Raw genomic sequence first — 15,382 nt, forward strand, 5'->3', positions numbered from 1 at the left:
TTATCCACAGATGCAGATCTAAAAAATAAGATTATTTGAGTAAATTTACCCATGATCCCAGCCAGGCTTCCGCGGGATCTTCCGGAATGTCGTGTTGGGTAATGTCGATCTTCAGCATTTCGCCGATCCGACGAGCGCCCAGCTCCTGCAGCAATTGATCCACTTTGACGATCGCGCCGCAGAAAGTGTCGTACTCGCTGCTGCCGATCCCGATCGCGCCATAGCGGACCGCGGACAAATCGGGGCGTTTCGTTTGCAGATCGTCATAAAACGGCTGCAGGTTGTCCGGCAGATCGCCTGCGCCGTGGGTGGATGTCACCACCAGCCACAGATTTTCAGGCGTGACCTCATCCAGTTCCGGACCATGCAGCAGCGTGGTTGTGAAATCGTTTTGTTGCAGCAGCGATTCCAGGTGCTCGGAAACGTACTCGGCGCTGCCGAGGGTGCTGCCGCTGATGAGGGTAATGTCTGCCATACGCGATCCCGCCTGATTGAACGACGGCACATTGTACGCTGTGATCTTGGTGGGATCTACCTGTGGATAATAGGGGGATAGTAAAAAAGCCTTAAGGCACGATGGTACGCATGATCGGGTTTTGCAGGGAGATCAGGGTTTCAGTGGACTGAATTTCATCAATTGTCTGAATCTTGTTGATAAGTACATGTTGCAGCGCATCAATGGAACGGCACATCACCTTGATGAAGATGCTGTAATGCCCGGTGGTGTAATACGCCTCCACCACTTCTTCCAGATTACTGAGCTTCTCCACCGCGGACGGATAGTCCTTGGCGCTTTTCAGAATGATGCCGATGAAGCAACAGACGTCATATCCCAGCTGTTTGGGATTCACGTCCAGCCGCGTTCCCACGATGATGCCGGCCTGTTTCATCTTTTCCACCCGGACATGGATGGTGCCTGGGCTGACGGAGAACTGTTTGGCCAGTTCGGCGTAAGGCGTGCGGGCATTCTCCATCAGCGCATTGAGGATGCCGCGATCGAGTTCGTCCATTGTGTAGGTGTCTGCTGCCATGGTGCTGCTCCGTGAAGAACTATCTGAAGCGTTTTACTGATTATTGCCGAATGAATCAACGACCAAACCGGCGGGGTATTCGGGAAAGCTATATATAAAAAGCGCTATATAAGAAGAATAGATGGTTTGAGTTATCAGACTTTTTCGTGCTGAAAGCGACGCAGCAGACGGCTTTTCAGCCCGGTGTCAAAGCGCCAGATATGATCGAAGATGCGCAGAATGCCGGGCTTGCCGTGCGCTGACATGGCGACCGCATGGAAACGGTGTTGCAGCCGATGCTGGCGGCGTTTGACTTCATTGACCAGATCGTCCGGCAGACGCTGGGCGATAAAGTCCGAAATAATCACGGCATCGGCATCCTGCCAGGACTGACTGTCCATTTTTTCCAGCAATGCTGACAGGCAACTGGCCAGATCAGTGCCGCCCCGAAAGGTCTGACTGAGAAAACGAATCGCTTCCTCCAGCCCGCTTTCCGACGTCAGGTCGTAACTGACGATGCCGGTGGAAAACAGCATGATGTAACAACGGCGGTTGTCCGCCAGCGCAATTCGCATCAGCGCCAGGCAAAAGGCTTTGGCGCAGCGTTCGTTAAACCCGCCCATCGAGCCGGAGGTATCCACACAAACGATAAACGGCCCGCGCGGCTGCTGCTCGTTATGCTGATGGACGACCGGCCGCTCCAGCGTTTTTTCCCGCCAGTTCTCCCCCTGCAATCGGTAAGTCAGTAACCGATGTTCCGACAGACGACGGTAAAACTCGAACTCCAGCTCACTGATGCCGAGGGTGGAAAGCTCGGTAGGAAGCAGGCGCAGAATATCGTCGCTCTGGTGGATGCCGCTGACCTGCTCCGGCGCAAAAGCCGGTTCACGCACCATGATCTGAAAGGCTTCTTTTGGGGCATCCTGGCTGAGGACCGATTTAGTCTCCCGACTACGGCCGAGACGTTCCGCCAGACGTTGCAGTTCCGGCTGTTGCCGCAGAAAGGCGCCAACTTCCAGCAACGCATTAAATGGCTGCTTCATACGTTTGCTGGCGCTGAGATCCCACAGTCTCCCGGCGGCGGTATCATTGTCGGCCAGAACGGGCTCAAGCGCGCCGCTGATGGTCAGACGTTTTTGGATCTCGTCCAGCAATTGATCCCGTTCCTGCTCCATGATTTGCTGGTGCAGATTCAGGGTCTGCAGCGTCAGGCTGATGCGCCAGCGCTGCATAAACAGGCTATGCTGGCTGCTGCTGATACGGAGTTCCGACGCATGCGACGCGGAATTAACCAGCTTTTCTGCCTGACTCAGGAAGGGGGAATCAACATGATGCAAGGTGGACATGATGTCCGGTAGGCTGGACTGAAAGGTGTTATCGCTGACCAGTTGGGTCTGTTGATAGCAGGTGAACTCTTTCTCCAGTTCGGGCGGCGCCTGGGTATTACGCAGCCGTTGCCGGAGATTTTCTTTCCACTCCGGCAAATCACGCATGACGGCGTTTTTCAGACGCGGGTATTTGTCGAAGAACATCACCAGCTGAGGCGTTGCCATCAGGGTGATAATCACGTCATCCAGCAGATCGTTTTCATCGATGGACAACAGCATCTCCAGGGATTCCAGCGTCAGCATGATCGTTACTCCCGTTGTGACTGCTCTATTTGTTCATCGACCTGCTGCAGGCTTTCTTCAATCCTGGCAAGCCATTCTTTAGGCACAAACAGACAAGGCTGATGACGTTCAAACAATCGGCGTTGCTCACGTAACTGAATTTTCAGCGTTTCATATTCCTGAAGCATCTCTTCCGGCAGTTCGCCTTTTATTACGCCCGGCAAAGACAATGCGGCGCTTTGCAAACTGATATCGCGGATGATCAGATGCTGGCGCTCATCCACTTCCATATCCAGACGCTGGCTAAAACCGACGCCGTTGAGCTTGCCGCGTATTTCGCCGCCTTTTTGCAGCCAGCCCGCCAGCGCTTCCCGGTCGATCACCACGTGGGTTACGGTGTAATCGTTGAGCAGCAGCGGTTTTTGCAGCATCAGCGTCAGTTCGGCGGATGTCAGGCTTTCCGGCAGCGTGTGATGCGGTTTGCGGCCGAAAAAGTTGACCTGACGTTCAACCCGGAAGGCTTGCTGCTCACTCTGCTGTTGCTGGTATTGCTGACGTTTCACATTCAGTTGCTGCAACCGGTACAGCAATGTCCGTTGCTGATAGGCCTGCTCGCTCATCAACTGCTGTAATTGCTGCTCCACCAGATCGTGGGTGCCAAGGTCATGCCACAGGCAATCCTTGAGCAGGATCAGGTCAACCGGGGTAATGGTTTCCCGCCCGCTGAAGAAAGCGCAGGCCTGCAACAGGCGGATGGCTTTTTTCCAGCGGCGGTCGGAAACGTATGGCGAACCGTCCTGCGAGTCCAGACGCTGGCGCAACTGATAAATCAGTTCGAAGCAATTTTCCGGCAACGGTATATGATCGATATGAGACTGCCACTGTTGGTATTCTTCGTCGCTGACGCTCAACGCCGGGCTGACCAGATTGTCCTGTTCGCCGGGCGAGGCGGTGAGCATGGCGCGAAAATTGTGTTTGTCCTGCACCCGGTCCAGCCAGATGCGGATCAGCATACGGTCGTATAAGGCTTCCAGACTGCTGTCGGCTTCCGGCAGTTCGTTGGACGCAGTGACCAGCAGCCGCATCGGGATCGGTTCTTCACTGTTGCCGTTGCGAAAACGTCGCTCGTTAATGGCGGTCAGCAGGGTGTTGAGGATAGCGGGGCCGGCTTTCCAGATTTCATCCAGAAATACGATTTCTGCTTCCGGTAGGTAGCCGGTCGTCAGGCGTTGATAACGCCCTTCGTCTTTCAGCGCCTGAATGGATAACGGACCGAATACTTCTTCCGGCGTTGAAAAGCGCGTCATCAGGTATTCAAAGGCGCGTGCATGTCGGAAGGCGTATTTCAGGCGACGGGCAATCAGGCTTTTGGCTATCCCCGGCGGACCAAGCAGAAAGACGCTCTCACCGCTAAGCGCCGCCAGCAGGCAGAGTCGGATGGCGTGTTGCCGTTCGTAAAGACCGTGTTCGAGAGCATGGCTCAGGCGAGAGATACGGTCGGCCAGCGCTGTGGGTTGTATCATAATAGATCCGTCATTGCTGTGAATCGCCGTCGGGAAGCGTGAAAAAACAGTTATCCAGGAACGTTGGGAAGATTACGTTTTCTTCATTAGCCATACATTAATTATTGTCACCATTACCGGTGTTAATCAACCAAGGCACCTGTCCTGAATCAGAACGAAGGTAATATTAAAAATGGGCTTTTAACGTGATTTGTGCATACTGTGCGTTTTCGGGCTAGTCCAACCAGAATAAGGCCCGATTTGTTAATGAATTGATAACAGAAGACAGGGTTTATGAATTCAGAACATAAACGTTCACTTCCGGCGATCACGCTGGCTGCCATCGGGGTGGTGTATGGCGATATCGGCACCAGCCCGCTTTATACGCTCAGGGAGTGTCTTTCCGGACAGTTTGGTTTTGGGGTTGAGCCCGATTCCGTTTTTGGCTTTCTCTCCCTGATATTCTGGCTGCTGGTGCTGGTGGTATCCCTTAAGTATCTGAGCTACGTTATGCGCGCCGATAACGCCGGCGAAGGCGGCATTCTGACGCTGATGTCGCTGGCCGGGCGCAACACCTCCGATAAGGTGACCGCCATGGTGGTGATCATGGGGCTCATCGGCGGCAGCTTTTTCTATGGCGAGGTGGTGATCACCCCGGCGATCTCGGTGATGTCGGCGATTGAAGGGCTGGATATCGTCGCGCCGTCGCTGGATACCTACATCGTCCCGATTTCGATTGTGGTGCTGACGCTGCTGTTCATGATTCAGAAACACGGCACCGGCCGGGTGGGCAGCCTGTTTGCGCCAATCATGATGCTGTGGTTTCTGACGCTCGGGGTGCTGGGCGCGCGCAGTATCATCGCCAATCCTGAGGTGCTGCAGGCGTTGAATCCCAAATGGGCCATCAACTTCTTTATTCAGTACAAAGCGGTATCCTTCTTTGCGCTGGGGGCGGTGGTGCTGGCGATCACCGGGGTGGAAGCGCTGTACGCCGACATGGGGCATTTCGGCAAACTGCCTATTCGTATCGCCTGGTTTTCCGCGGTGTTACCGTCGCTGGTGCTCAACTACTTCGGTCAGGGCGCGCTGCTGCTGAAAAATCCGGAGGCGATTAAAAACCCGTTCTTTCTGCTGGCGCCTGACTGGGCGCTGATTCCGCTGCTGGTGCTGGCGACGCTGGCTACCATCATCGCCTCTCAGGCGGTGATTTCCGGCGTGTTTTCGCTGACCCGACAGGCGGTGCGTCTGGGGTATCTGCCGCCGATGCGCATCGTGCATACGTCGGATATGGAATCCGGGCAGATTTATATTCCGTTTATCAACTGGCTGCTGTACGTGGCGGTCGTGATCGTTATTGTCAGCTTTGAACACTCCAGCAATCTGGCCGCCGCCTACGGTATTGCGGTGACCGGCACCATGGTGCTGACCAGTATCCTGTCCTGTACGGTGGCGCTGAAAAACTGGCACTGGTATCGCTATCTGGTCTGGTTGCTGCTGGTGGCGCTGCTGGCTATCGACCTGCCGATGTTCCTGGCTAACGTGGTGAAGATTATTTCCGGCGGCTGGTTGCCGCTGGCGCTGGGGATGGTGATGTTTATCATCATGACCACCTGGAAAAGCGAACGCTTCCGGCTTCTGCGCCGTATCCACGAGCATGGCAATTCGCTGGATGCGATGATTGCTTCGCTGGAAAAGAACCCGCCGGTGCGAGTGACCGGTACTGCGGTTTATCTTTCGCGCGCCACCCACGTGATTCCGTTTGCGCTGCTGCACAATCTCAAGCACAACAAGGTATTGCATGAGCGCGTGGTGCTGCTGACCATGAGAACGGAAGACGCGCCTTATGTGCATAACGCCCGGCGTGTTTCGGTGGAACAGCTTTCCCCGACCTTCTGGCGCGTTGTCGCCAGCTATGGCTGGCGTGAAACTCCTAATGTGGAAGAGGTCTTCCACCGTTGCTGGCAGGATGGCTTAACTTGTCAGATGATGGAGACTACCTTCTTCCTGTCGAACGAATCGCTGATGATGGGGAATCGACCCTGGTATCTGCGAGTTCGCGGCAAACTGTTCATGATGTTGAGTCGCAATGCGCTGCGTGCGGCGGACCAGTTCGAAATCCCACCGAACCGGCTGATCGAACTCGGCATTCAGGTAGAAATCTGACGCCTGACTTCGCGGCAGGTTAAGCGGGTGAGATTCGGTAAGAACTCACCCGCTTTCGCGTTCGTCACCGCAGTCTCGTCGTCTGCACCAGTCTCTGTTTCCCTTTCACCGGATGAGTTTCTTCACCAGGTCAGCGTCGCAACAAAACCGCCTCCCGGCCGGTTGGCAAAGCGGGTGCGCATGCCATGTAAACGGGCGATATTATTGACTATCGACAAGCCCAGCCCGCTGCCGGACTTTTCCTGGCCGGGAGGACGGAAAAATCGCTCGCCAAGACGTTCCAGTATCGTTTCATCCACGCCCGGCCCGTCGTCGGCGATCTGAAGGCCGGAGGCGGTTAGCGTCAGCGTGATGGCGCTGCCTGTCTGACTGTAGCGAATGGCGTTATCCAGTAAATTGCGCACCAGCAGGGTCAGCAGCAATGGATTACCCAGACTGATGACCGGGGAATCCGGCGCTTCCAGCCGAATCTCCACCTGAGCGGCTTGTGCTGCGGGGTAGTGTTCGATTACCAGTTGCTGCAGCAATGGCTGCCAGTGCACGGGAGGCGGTTCGCCGGCGGCGGAGGCAGCGTCCAGACGTGAGAGGGTCAGCAATTGATCCACCAGACGGGAGGCTCGATCGATGCCGGCGCCCAGATTTGTCAGCGCGTGCTGGCGTACCGCGGCATCGTCTTGCGCCAGCTGTGCCACTTCAGCCTGCACTTTCAGCGCCGCCAGCGGACTGCGTAATTCGTGGGCGGCGTCCGAGGTGAAGCGACGTTCGCGCAATAGGGTGTCCTGATGGCGAACGAACAGCTGGTTGAGCGCGCTAACCAGCGGCTGAACTTCCGGCGGCACCTGGGCTATGTCGAGCGGCGTTCCGTCATCCGGATTACGCTGATGCAACCGGGCGGCGATTCGCTTCAGTGGCGCCAGTTCATAACTGAGTAACCAGAACAGCAACACCAACATAATCGGAAGCACCGCCAGCCAGGGAATCAGGTTGGTCTTCACGATATCCAGCGTCATATCCTGACGGTAATCCCACTCTTGACCCACGACCACCACATAGCGGTTATCCTTGGTAGCCAGCCACATCAGTCGCCATTTGTCGTCATCATCCCGCAAACGGGAATCGGTAAAACCATTCTGTTGATAGTGAAAGACAAAGTCTCTGCCGTTTTCGCCATCGTTCAAAACCATTTGCCCGTCCCGGGTAAAAATGGCGAACGCCAGCGCGTCGTCGTCCAGTTCGCCGCGCTGGTGGCGCGCCAGTTTGGGCGATTTGGGCAAGGGCTGGGGGCTTTGCCGCCAGTTTTGCGGATCGATACGCCAATTTTGCGGATCGATAGTAGCCAGCCGTCTGGCAAACAGCATTTGCTGGGTATCAAACAGCTCATTGATGTTATGACGGGTTTGCGTCCATGACAGTATGGCGGCAGCCCCACCGACCAGCAGCATCAGCAGCGTAAAGCCCAGCAACAGGCGTAGCCGCAGGTTAAGCGTCAGCATCGGCGGCTCCCAGCGCGTAACCTACGCCATGCACGGTACGGATGAAATGGCTGCCGAGTTTCCGGCGCAGATGATGGATGTGCACTTCTACCGCGTTGCTTGAGACCTCGTCGTCCCAGCTGTAGATTTTTTCTTCCAGTTGGTTACGGGTCAGGATGTGGCCGGGGTTCATCAGAAACAGTTCCAGCAGCGCCAGCTCACGGGATTTCAGCGTAAGCGGCTCCCCATTGAGCGTCACGTGGCGGGAACCGGGGTCCAGCGTGACGGCGCCATGCGCCAGCACCGGCTGTAACTGCCCATAACGCCTGCGGATCAATGCCTGCAGACGAGCGGCAACCTCGGTCAGTTCAAAGGGTTTGCAAAGGTAATCGTCCGCTCCCTGCTGTAGCCCCTGAACGCGTTGTTCAATCGCATCGCGCGCGGTCAGTATCAGCACGGGTACGTCGTGTCCACGCTGGCGCCATTGCCGCAGAATCTCCAGACCATCGATTTTCGGCAGGCTGAGGTCCAGTACCACCGCATCGTAAGGTGCGGCGGGTAGCGCAGCCAGTCCGTCGTCTCCCTGGGTGAACCAGTCCACGTTAAAACCGAGCTTGATAAGCCCGGCCTTGATGCCGTCGCCAATCAAACGATCGTCCTCGATTAACAGTATACGCATCGTCCCTCCTACTTTTTTCCGCTGTGTTTATACGTTATTTCCTTTGCTAACGAATAGGATGACAGCGCCACGACGCGAGGCGGCCCGCAATCCGGATAAATACCGCTGCAACGCCGTGGGCTTTAAGATCCTGTTAAGAACTTTTTGGTTTAGTAGCCGCAGTTAGTCATTCGGCTTAATCCATCAAGACCTCAGGAGAGAATTCATGAAGAAACGCATTGTACTGGTTGCTGTTGCGGCGTTGTGTTCCGCCTCGTTATCCGCCGCTCAAACCGGAGGATTTCTCGGCCCCAGCGAATCGGCGCCGACGCCGCCTTCTTCTGCGACTGGCGGTTTTTCCGGTCCGGATGGCAGCCTGACCACGGTGGCGCAGGCTAAAGACATGCGTGACGACAGCTGGGTAAGATTGCAGGGCAATATCATTCAGCGTGTTGGCAAAGATGACTATCAGTTTCGCGACGCCACCGGCACCATCCTGGTGGACATTGATGACAGACGGTGGGAAGGCCAGACCATTACCCCGGAAGATCGGGTCGAGTTGAAAGGCGAATTGGACAAAGACTTTAGTTCGGTTCAACTGGATGTGAAACAGATACGGAAAATCCAGAAATAGCCTGCCTTGTCAGGCGGGCTGCGGTCCGCCTGTTGCTCCCGGCAGGGCATTTTTATTGGTTTTAATAACGTAAAATCTTCCTTTTATTACGCCAACGAAACGTTTCGATAACGATCACATTTTCATAAGATAATCGTTGCCTTCTCCTGTTCTTTTTCTACACTTGTCATACAAGCGAAACGTTTCGCTATCAGGGTAAATAAAAATGAAGAAAGGTGCGTTACTTAATTCCGATATTTCATCGGTGATTTCCCGGCTGGGGCATACCGACCAAATTGTCATAGCAGATGCCGGTTTGCCGATTCCGGAGACCACAACCCGTATCGATTTGGCCTTGACCCATAATGTGCCCGGTTTTTTGCAGGTGCTGAATGTGGTAACGGCGGAAATGCAGGTTGAAGCCGCGATTCTGGCGCAGGAAATCATCGAGAAGAATACGCAACTCCATGACGCATTATTGAAACAGTTAGCACAACTTGAACAACACCAGGGAAATACTATTTCACTGCATTACGTCAGCCATGAGGATTTCAAAAAGCAAAGTGGCCAAAGCCGGGCCATTATTCGCACTGGAGAATGTTCTCCGTATGCGAATGTGATCCTTTGTGCCGGCGTCACCTTCTGAGGTACCGATGCAACCTTTACTGCAATTGCAAGGCATCACCAAAACCTTTCCCGGCGTTAAGGCGCTTTCCGGCGCGGCATTGAATGTCTATCCGGGGAAGGTCATGGCGCTGGTGGGTGAGAACGGTGCCGGCAAATCCACCATGATGAAGGTACTGACGGGGATTTATCGCAAAGATGCCGGCAGTATCCATTTTCTAGGTAAGGACGTGGCTTTCAGCGGCCCCAAAGCCTCTCAGGAAGCAGGGATCGGTATTATCCATCAGGAACTGAACCTGATTCCTCAACTGACCATTGCGGAAAATATTTTCCTTGGCCGCGAATTTACCAACCGCTTGGGGCGTATCAACTGGAAACGGATGTACGCCGAGGCGGACAAACTGCTTAAGCGTTTGAATCTGCGTTATGACAGTCGTCGTTTGGTGGGCGAATTGTCGATTGGCGACCAGCAGATGGTCGAAATCGCCAAGGTGCTCAGCTTTGAATCACGGGTCATCATCATGGATGAACCCACCGATGCGTTGACCGATACCGAAACCGCGTCGCTGTTCAGCGTGATTAAAGAACTGCAGTCTCATGGCTGCGGCATCGTCTATATCTCCCATCGACTGAAAGAAATCTTTGAAATCTGTGATGACGTGACGGTCTTTCGCGACGGCCAGTTCATCGGCGAGCGCCCGGTGAGTGAATTGCAGGAAGACTCGCTGATTGAAATGATGGTGGGGCGTAAGCTGGAAGATCAGTATCCCCGCCTGAATCAGGCGCCCGGCGAGGTGCGTTTGCAGGTCAGCGAATTGTCCGGGCCGGGGGTGGAAAACGTGAGTTTCACGCTGCGCAAGGGTGAGATTCTTGGTGTCGCCGGGTTAATGGGCGCCGGTCGTACCGAATTGATGAAAGTGCTTTACGGCGCGTTGCCGCGTACCCACGGCAACGTTCATCTGGACGGTAAGGATGTGGTGACCCGCAGTCCGCAGGACGGGCTTGCCAGCGGCATCGTCTATATTTCCGAAGACCGCAAGCACGACGGGCTGGTGCTCGGCATGTCGGTGAAGGAAAACATGTCCCTGACCGCGCTGCGCTATTTCAGCAATGCCGCGGGGTCGCTGCGGCACGGCGATGAACAGCAGGCGGTGAGCGATTTCATCCGCATGTTCAATATCCGCACGCCGTCCATGTCCCAGACGATTGGGCTGCTGTCTGGCGGCAATCAGCAGAAAGTGGCCATCGCTCGCGGTCTGATGACTCGTCCCAAAGTGCTGATTCTGGATGAGCCGACCCGCGGCGTGGATGTGGGTGCAAAAAAAGAAATCTATCAGTTAATCAACCAGTTCAAGCAGGAAGGGTTAAGCATCATTCTGGTGTCGTCGGAAATGCCTGAAGTGCTTGGGATGAGCGATCGCATCATCGTGATGCACGAAGGGCGTCTGAGCGGCGAGTTCCCGATTGAACAGGCGACACAGGAAACGCTGATGGCTGCGGCCGTTGGTAAGCAATACGGCGTAAAGCAGGAGTAAGTCAGACATGAGTTCCCAAACTATCACAGCAAAGCGCTGGCTCAGCAAAGAGTGGCTGATGGAGCAAAAATCATTGATCGCCCTGCTGATTTTGATCGCTGTGGTGTCTTCAATGAGCCCCAACTTTTTTACCCTGAACAACCTGTTCAACATCCTGCAGCAGACCTCGGTGAACGCCATCATGGCGGTGGGAATGACGCTGGTGATCCTCACGTCCGGCATTGATTTATCCGTGGGGTCGCTGCTGGCGCTGACCGGCGCGGTAGCGGCTTCCATCGTCGGGCTTGAGATCAATGCGCTGGTGGCGGTGTTCGCCGCGCTGGCGCTGGGCGCGGTCATCGGCGCCGGTACCGGCATCGTGATTGCCAAGGGGCGGGTGCAGGCCTTTATCGCCACGCTGGTGATGATGCTGCTGCTGCGCGGCGTGACCATGGTGTATACCAACGGCAGCCCGATCAATACCGGTTTTTCCGATGCGGCGGATGCGCTAGGCTGGTTCGGCATCGGACGTCCTCTGGGCATACCCACGCCAATCTGGATTATGGCGGTGGTATTCCTGGCAACCTGGTACATGCTGCACCATACCCGCATCGGCCGCTATATCTATGCGCTGGGCGGAAATGAAGCGGCAACCCGCCTTTCCGGGATCAGCGTTGATAGAGTGAAAGTGGTCGTTTATTCGTTGTGTGGTTTGCTGTCGGCGCTGGCGGGCATTATCGAAGTAGCTCGCCTGTCATCGGCGCAACCAACGGCAGGGACGGGTTATGAATTGGATGCCATTGCGGCGGTGGTGCTGGGTGGCACAAGTCTGTCAGGTGGTAAAGGACGCGTGGTGGGAACGTTAATCGGCGCTCTGATTCTGGGGTTCCTGAATAACGGACTTAACCTGTTAGGTGTTTCTTCTTACTACCAGATGATCGTCAAGGCGGTGGTTATTTTGCTGGCGGTTTTGGTAGATAACAAAGGCAGTAAATAACTTTTCATTCACACAGGAATTGAAATATGAATTTGAAGAAGATTGCTACTCTGGTTTCCGCTGTCGCGCTGAGTGCCACCGTCAGTGCCAATGCGCTGGCGAAGGATACCATTGCTCTTGTTGTTTCCACGCTCAATAACCCGTTCTTCGTGTCTCTGAAAGATGGCGCGCAGAAAGAAGCTGACAAACTTGGCTACAATCTGGTGATTCTGGATTCTCAGAACAACCCGGCCAAAGAACTTTCCAATGTGCAGGATCTGACCGTTCGCGGCGCCAAGCTGCTGCTGATCAACCCGACCGATTCTAACGCGGTAGGTAATGCGGTGAAGCTGGCTAACCAGGCCAAAATCCCGGTCATCACGCTGGACCGTGTTGCAGCCAGCGGCGAAGTGGTTAGCCATGTGGCTTCCGACAACGCCTTCGGCGGTAAAGTCGCCGGTGATTTCATCGCCAAAAAACTGGGTGAAGGCGCCAAGGTGATTCAGCTGGAAGGTCTGGCGGGAACGTCTGCTGCCCGTGAACGCGGCGCCGGCTTCATGAAATCTGCCGAGAAAAACAAATTCGCCATGCTGGCGAGCCAGCCTGCTGACTTTGATCGCACCAAGGGTCTGAACGTCATGCAGAACCTGCTGACCGCCCATCCGGACGTTAAAGCTGTGTTCGCCCAGAACGACGAAATGGCGCTGGGCGCCCTGCGTGCTTTGCAGACGGCAGGTCGTGACGATGTGCTGGTCGTCGGTTTTGACGGCACCGCCGATGGCGTGAAAGCCGTAGAAGGCGGCAAACTGGCGGCTACCGTGGCGCAGCGTCCTGAGCAAATCGGCATCATCGGCGTGGAAACCGCCGACAAGGTTCTGAAAGGCGAAAAAGTACAGCCGATCATTCCTGTTGACCTGAAACTGGTTACCAAACAATAACAGAATCAAAGCGTAATACCGCACGTGCAGTACTGCGCCACCCCTGACGGGTGGCGCGTAATCAACATCGGGGTTCATGGTAATGAAATCAGGCAAGCTGGTAGTCTTGGGAAGTATCAATGCGGACCATATTTTGAATCTGGCGCAGTTTCCCCGCCCGGGCGAAACGGTGATCGGTAAACAGTATGGCGTGGCATTTGGCGGCAAAGGCGCCAACCAGGCGGTGGCTGCCGGGCGCAGCGGCGCTGATATCGAATTTATTGCCTGTGTCGGGGCGGACGATATCGGTGAGCGTATTCGCCAGCAACTGATCAACGACCGAATTGATGTCTCCGCCGTTGAGGCGATTTCCGGCCAGACTACCGGGGTGGCGCTGATTTTCGTCAATGGCGAAGCTGAAAACATGATCGGTATTCATGCGGGAGCCAACGCGGCGGTAACGCCTGATTACCTGAATCGCTATCAGCAGAAAATTATTGATGCCTCCGCGCTGTTGATGCAGTTGGAATCGCCGCTGGAAACAGTGACGGCCGCCGCTCGTCTGGCCCATGACAATGGCACCAAAGTGATCCTCAATCCGGCGCCGGCCTGCTCGTTGCCTGATGAATTGCTGTCGCTGGTGGACATGATTACGCCGAATGAAACCGAAGCGCAGATCCTGACCGGCGTCACGGTCGAAACGGAAGACGACGCGCAACGTGCCGCACAGGTATTGCATGATAAAGGCATTGCGACCGTACTGATTACGTTGGGGAGCCGCGGCGTCTGGTTAAGTGAACAGGGTAAAGGGCAACGTATTCCCGGTTTTCGCGTAACAGCGGTCGATACCATCGCTGCCGGCGATACGTTCAATGGCGCGCTGGTGACGGCTCTGCTGGAGTCACGCCCGATGGACGCTGCGGTTAAATTCGCTCATGCGGCGGCGGCTATCGCGGTTACTCGTTATGGCGCCCAGCCTTCGGTTCCCTGGCGTGAAGAGATTGATGCTTTCCTGAATGCACAGGAGTGATCCTTGGCAACGATGAAAGACGTGGCCCGTCTGGCCGGGGTATCCACATCAACGGTTTCTCATGTTATCAACAATAACCGCTATGTCAGCGATATCATTCGCGACCGGGTGATGAAAGCGGTTGAGCAATTGAATTATGCGCCGTCAGCGCTGGCGCGTAGCCTCAAAATCAATCAGACCCGAACCATCGGCATGCTGCTGACTGCCAGCAGCAACCCGTTCTACGCAGAAGTGGTGCGAGGTGTGGAACGTTGTTGCTACGAACGGGGTTACAGCCTGATTCTGTGCAATACGGAAGGCGATCACCATCGTCTGAGCCGCAGTCTGGAAACACTATTGCAGAAACGGGTCGATGGGTTGTTGCTGATGTGTACTGAAAGCCACATGCCGTCACCCGATATTATTCGCCGTTATCCTTCTATTCCTGTCGTGATGATGGATTGGGCGCCTTTTGAAGGCAGCAGCGATGTCATCAAGGACAACTCGCTGCAAGGCGGCGAAATGGCTACCCATTACCTGATTTCTCAGGGATATCGCCACATCGCCTGTATCGCCGGTCCGCAGGATAAAACCACCGCGCATAATCGCCTGGAAGGCTATCGTAAAGCGATGCATCAGGCGGGGTTGTCGATCCTTCCCGGTTATGAGGTGGTTGGGGACTTCGAATTCGAAACCGGCTTTCGCGCCATGCAACAATTGCTGGCATTGCCGCAGCGGCCCGAAGCCGTCTTTACCAGTAATGATGCTATGGCGGTGGGCGTCTATCGTGCTTTGCACGACGCTGGTTTGTCTATCCCGGACGATATGGCCGTTGTTGGTTATGACGATATCGAACTGGCGCGCTATCTGTCTCCACCGTTGACGACGATTCATCAACCTAAAGATGAACTGGGCGAACTGGCGATTGATACGCTGCTTCACCGGCTGGAACACCCGGATGAGGAACACAATGTACTGGTGTTGACGCCGGAGCTGATCATTCGGGATTCGGTCGGCACAAGAAGTTAGTGGCTGATTGTTTTCCTTAATTCTGACGTTTTATACCGCTGAAAAGCGGCATATTGATGTATTCCTGCCCGTTTTGCCTGAAAACCATCCAGTTGATGATTTTTTTGCATTTATCGCTTGTCAGGCCAGAAGAACTCCCTATAATGCGCCTCCACTGACACGGCAACGGCGACAAGCCAGCGCGGTGTGAGGCGGAGAAAGCGAGAAAAAAGTCGTTGACTCTGAATGAGGAAAGCGTAGTATACGCCACCTCGCGACAGCAGGCTGTAAGCCGGTCGCACTGCT

15 protein-coding genes are annotated in these 15,382 nt (G+C 55.1%); 8 read left to right on the plus strand and 7 right to left on the minus strand.

What is annotated here, in order from left to right; translation table 11 throughout:
• Window positions 1-31: 31 nt before the first annotated feature.
• The 4 genes from mioC to ravA all read right to left on the minus strand — a co-directional run bounded on the left by mioC (window position 32) and on the right by ravA (window position 4,143).
• The gene (mioC, locus tag DXXMK7_RS00145) at window positions 32-475 is read right to left on the minus strand and encodes an FMN-binding protein MioC (protein ID WP_038917328.1); all 444 of its coding nucleotides are present in this window, start codon (window positions 473-475) and stop codon (window positions 32-34) included.
• A gap of 91 nt (window positions 476-566) precedes the next feature.
• The gene (asnC, locus tag DXXMK7_RS00150) at window positions 567-1,031 is read right to left on the minus strand and encodes a transcriptional regulator AsnC (protein WP_013315714.1); all 465 of its coding nucleotides are present in this window, start codon (window positions 1,029-1,031) and stop codon (window positions 567-569) included.
• Between the two features lie 134 nt (window positions 1,032-1,165).
• Entirely contained in the window at window positions 1,166-2,641 is a 1,476-nt protein-coding gene (gene viaA / locus DXXMK7_RS00155; RefSeq protein WP_038917329.1) for an ATPase RavA stimulator ViaA, read from the minus strand.
• A gap of 5 nt (window positions 2,642-2,646) precedes the next feature.
• Window positions 2,647-4,143, minus strand: a complete 1,497-nt coding sequence (gene ravA / locus DXXMK7_RS00160) for an ATPase RavA (RefSeq protein WP_038917330.1) — start codon at window positions 4,141-4,143, stop codon at window positions 2,647-2,649.
• A 273-nt stretch (window positions 4,144-4,416) separates the two neighbouring features.
• Between ravA and kup the strand changes: the two genes are divergently transcribed.
• Window positions 4,417-6,285, plus strand: a complete 1,869-nt coding sequence (gene kup / locus DXXMK7_RS00165) for a low affinity potassium transporter Kup (RefSeq protein ID WP_038917331.1) — start codon at window positions 4,417-4,419, stop codon at window positions 6,283-6,285.
• Window positions 6,286-6,407: 122 nt separating this feature from the next.
• On the opposite strand, the gene qseC is transcribed toward kup, so the two are convergent.
• Window positions 6,408-7,778 (minus strand): quorum sensing histidine kinase QseC, encoded by a 1,371-nt coding sequence (qseC, locus tag DXXMK7_RS00170; RefSeq protein ID WP_038917332.1) that lies wholly within the window; start codon window positions 7,776-7,778, stop codon window positions 6,408-6,410.
• Window positions 7,765-8,436 (minus strand): quorum sensing response regulator transcription factor QseB, encoded by a 672-nt coding sequence (gene qseB / locus DXXMK7_RS00175; RefSeq protein ID WP_038917333.1) that lies wholly within the window; start codon window positions 8,434-8,436, stop codon window positions 7,765-7,767. The genes qseC and qseB overlap by 14 nt, the downstream gene beginning before the upstream one ends.
• 205 nt (window positions 8,437-8,641) lie before the next feature.
• On the opposite strand from qseB, the gene DXXMK7_RS00180 reads away from it, so the two are divergent.
• The 7 genes from DXXMK7_RS00180 to rbsR all read left to right on the plus strand — a co-directional run bounded on the left by DXXMK7_RS00180 (window position 8,642) and on the right by rbsR (window position 15,097).
• The gene (locus tag DXXMK7_RS00180) at window positions 8,642-9,049 is read left to right on the plus strand and encodes a YgiW/YdeI family stress tolerance OB fold protein (RefSeq protein ID WP_038917334.1); all 408 of its coding nucleotides are present in this window, start codon (window positions 8,642-8,644) and stop codon (window positions 9,047-9,049) included.
• A 205-nt stretch (window positions 9,050-9,254) separates the two neighbouring features.
• Window positions 9,255-9,674, plus strand: coding sequence for a D-ribose pyranase (rbsD, locus tag DXXMK7_RS00185; protein ID WP_013315718.1), 420 nt, complete (start codon window positions 9,255-9,257; stop codon window positions 9,672-9,674).
• 7 nt (window positions 9,675-9,681) lie between these two features.
• Entirely contained in the window at window positions 9,682-11,187 is a 1,506-nt protein-coding gene (gene rbsA / locus DXXMK7_RS00190; RefSeq protein ID WP_038917335.1) for a ribose ABC transporter ATP-binding protein RbsA, read from the plus strand.
• A gap of 7 nt (window positions 11,188-11,194) precedes the next feature.
• Entirely contained in the window at window positions 11,195-12,163 is a 969-nt protein-coding gene (gene rbsC, locus DXXMK7_RS00195; protein WP_038664119.1) for a ribose ABC transporter permease, read from the plus strand.
• A 26-nt stretch (window positions 12,164-12,189) separates the two neighbouring features.
• Window positions 12,190-13,080 (plus strand): ribose ABC transporter substrate-binding protein RbsB, encoded by an 891-nt coding sequence (gene rbsB, locus DXXMK7_RS00200; protein ID WP_022635461.1) that lies wholly within the window; start codon window positions 12,190-12,192, stop codon window positions 13,078-13,080.
• 82 nt (window positions 13,081-13,162) lie between these two features.
• Complete coding sequence (rbsK, locus tag DXXMK7_RS00205; protein WP_038917336.1) at window positions 13,163-14,089, plus strand: ribokinase; 927 nt, start codon at window positions 13,163-13,165, stop codon at window positions 14,087-14,089.
• Between the two features lie 3 nt (window positions 14,090-14,092).
• The gene (gene rbsR, locus DXXMK7_RS00210) at window positions 14,093-15,097 is read left to right on the plus strand and encodes a ribose operon transcriptional repressor RbsR (protein WP_197724576.1); all 1,005 of its coding nucleotides are present in this window, start codon (window positions 14,093-14,095) and stop codon (window positions 15,095-15,097) included.
• Between the two features lie 16 nt (window positions 15,098-15,113).
• Here the strand turns inward: rbsR and DXXMK7_RS22935 are convergent.
• Window positions 15,114-15,382: hypothetical protein (locus tag DXXMK7_RS22935; protein WP_206750264.1), on the minus strand; the 269-nt coding region annotated here is incomplete at its 5' end.

Source organism: Dickeya sp. MK7 (assembly GCF_000406305.1).
Lineage (GTDB): Bacteria > Pseudomonadota > Gammaproteobacteria > Enterobacterales > Enterobacteriaceae > Dickeya > Dickeya fangzhongdai.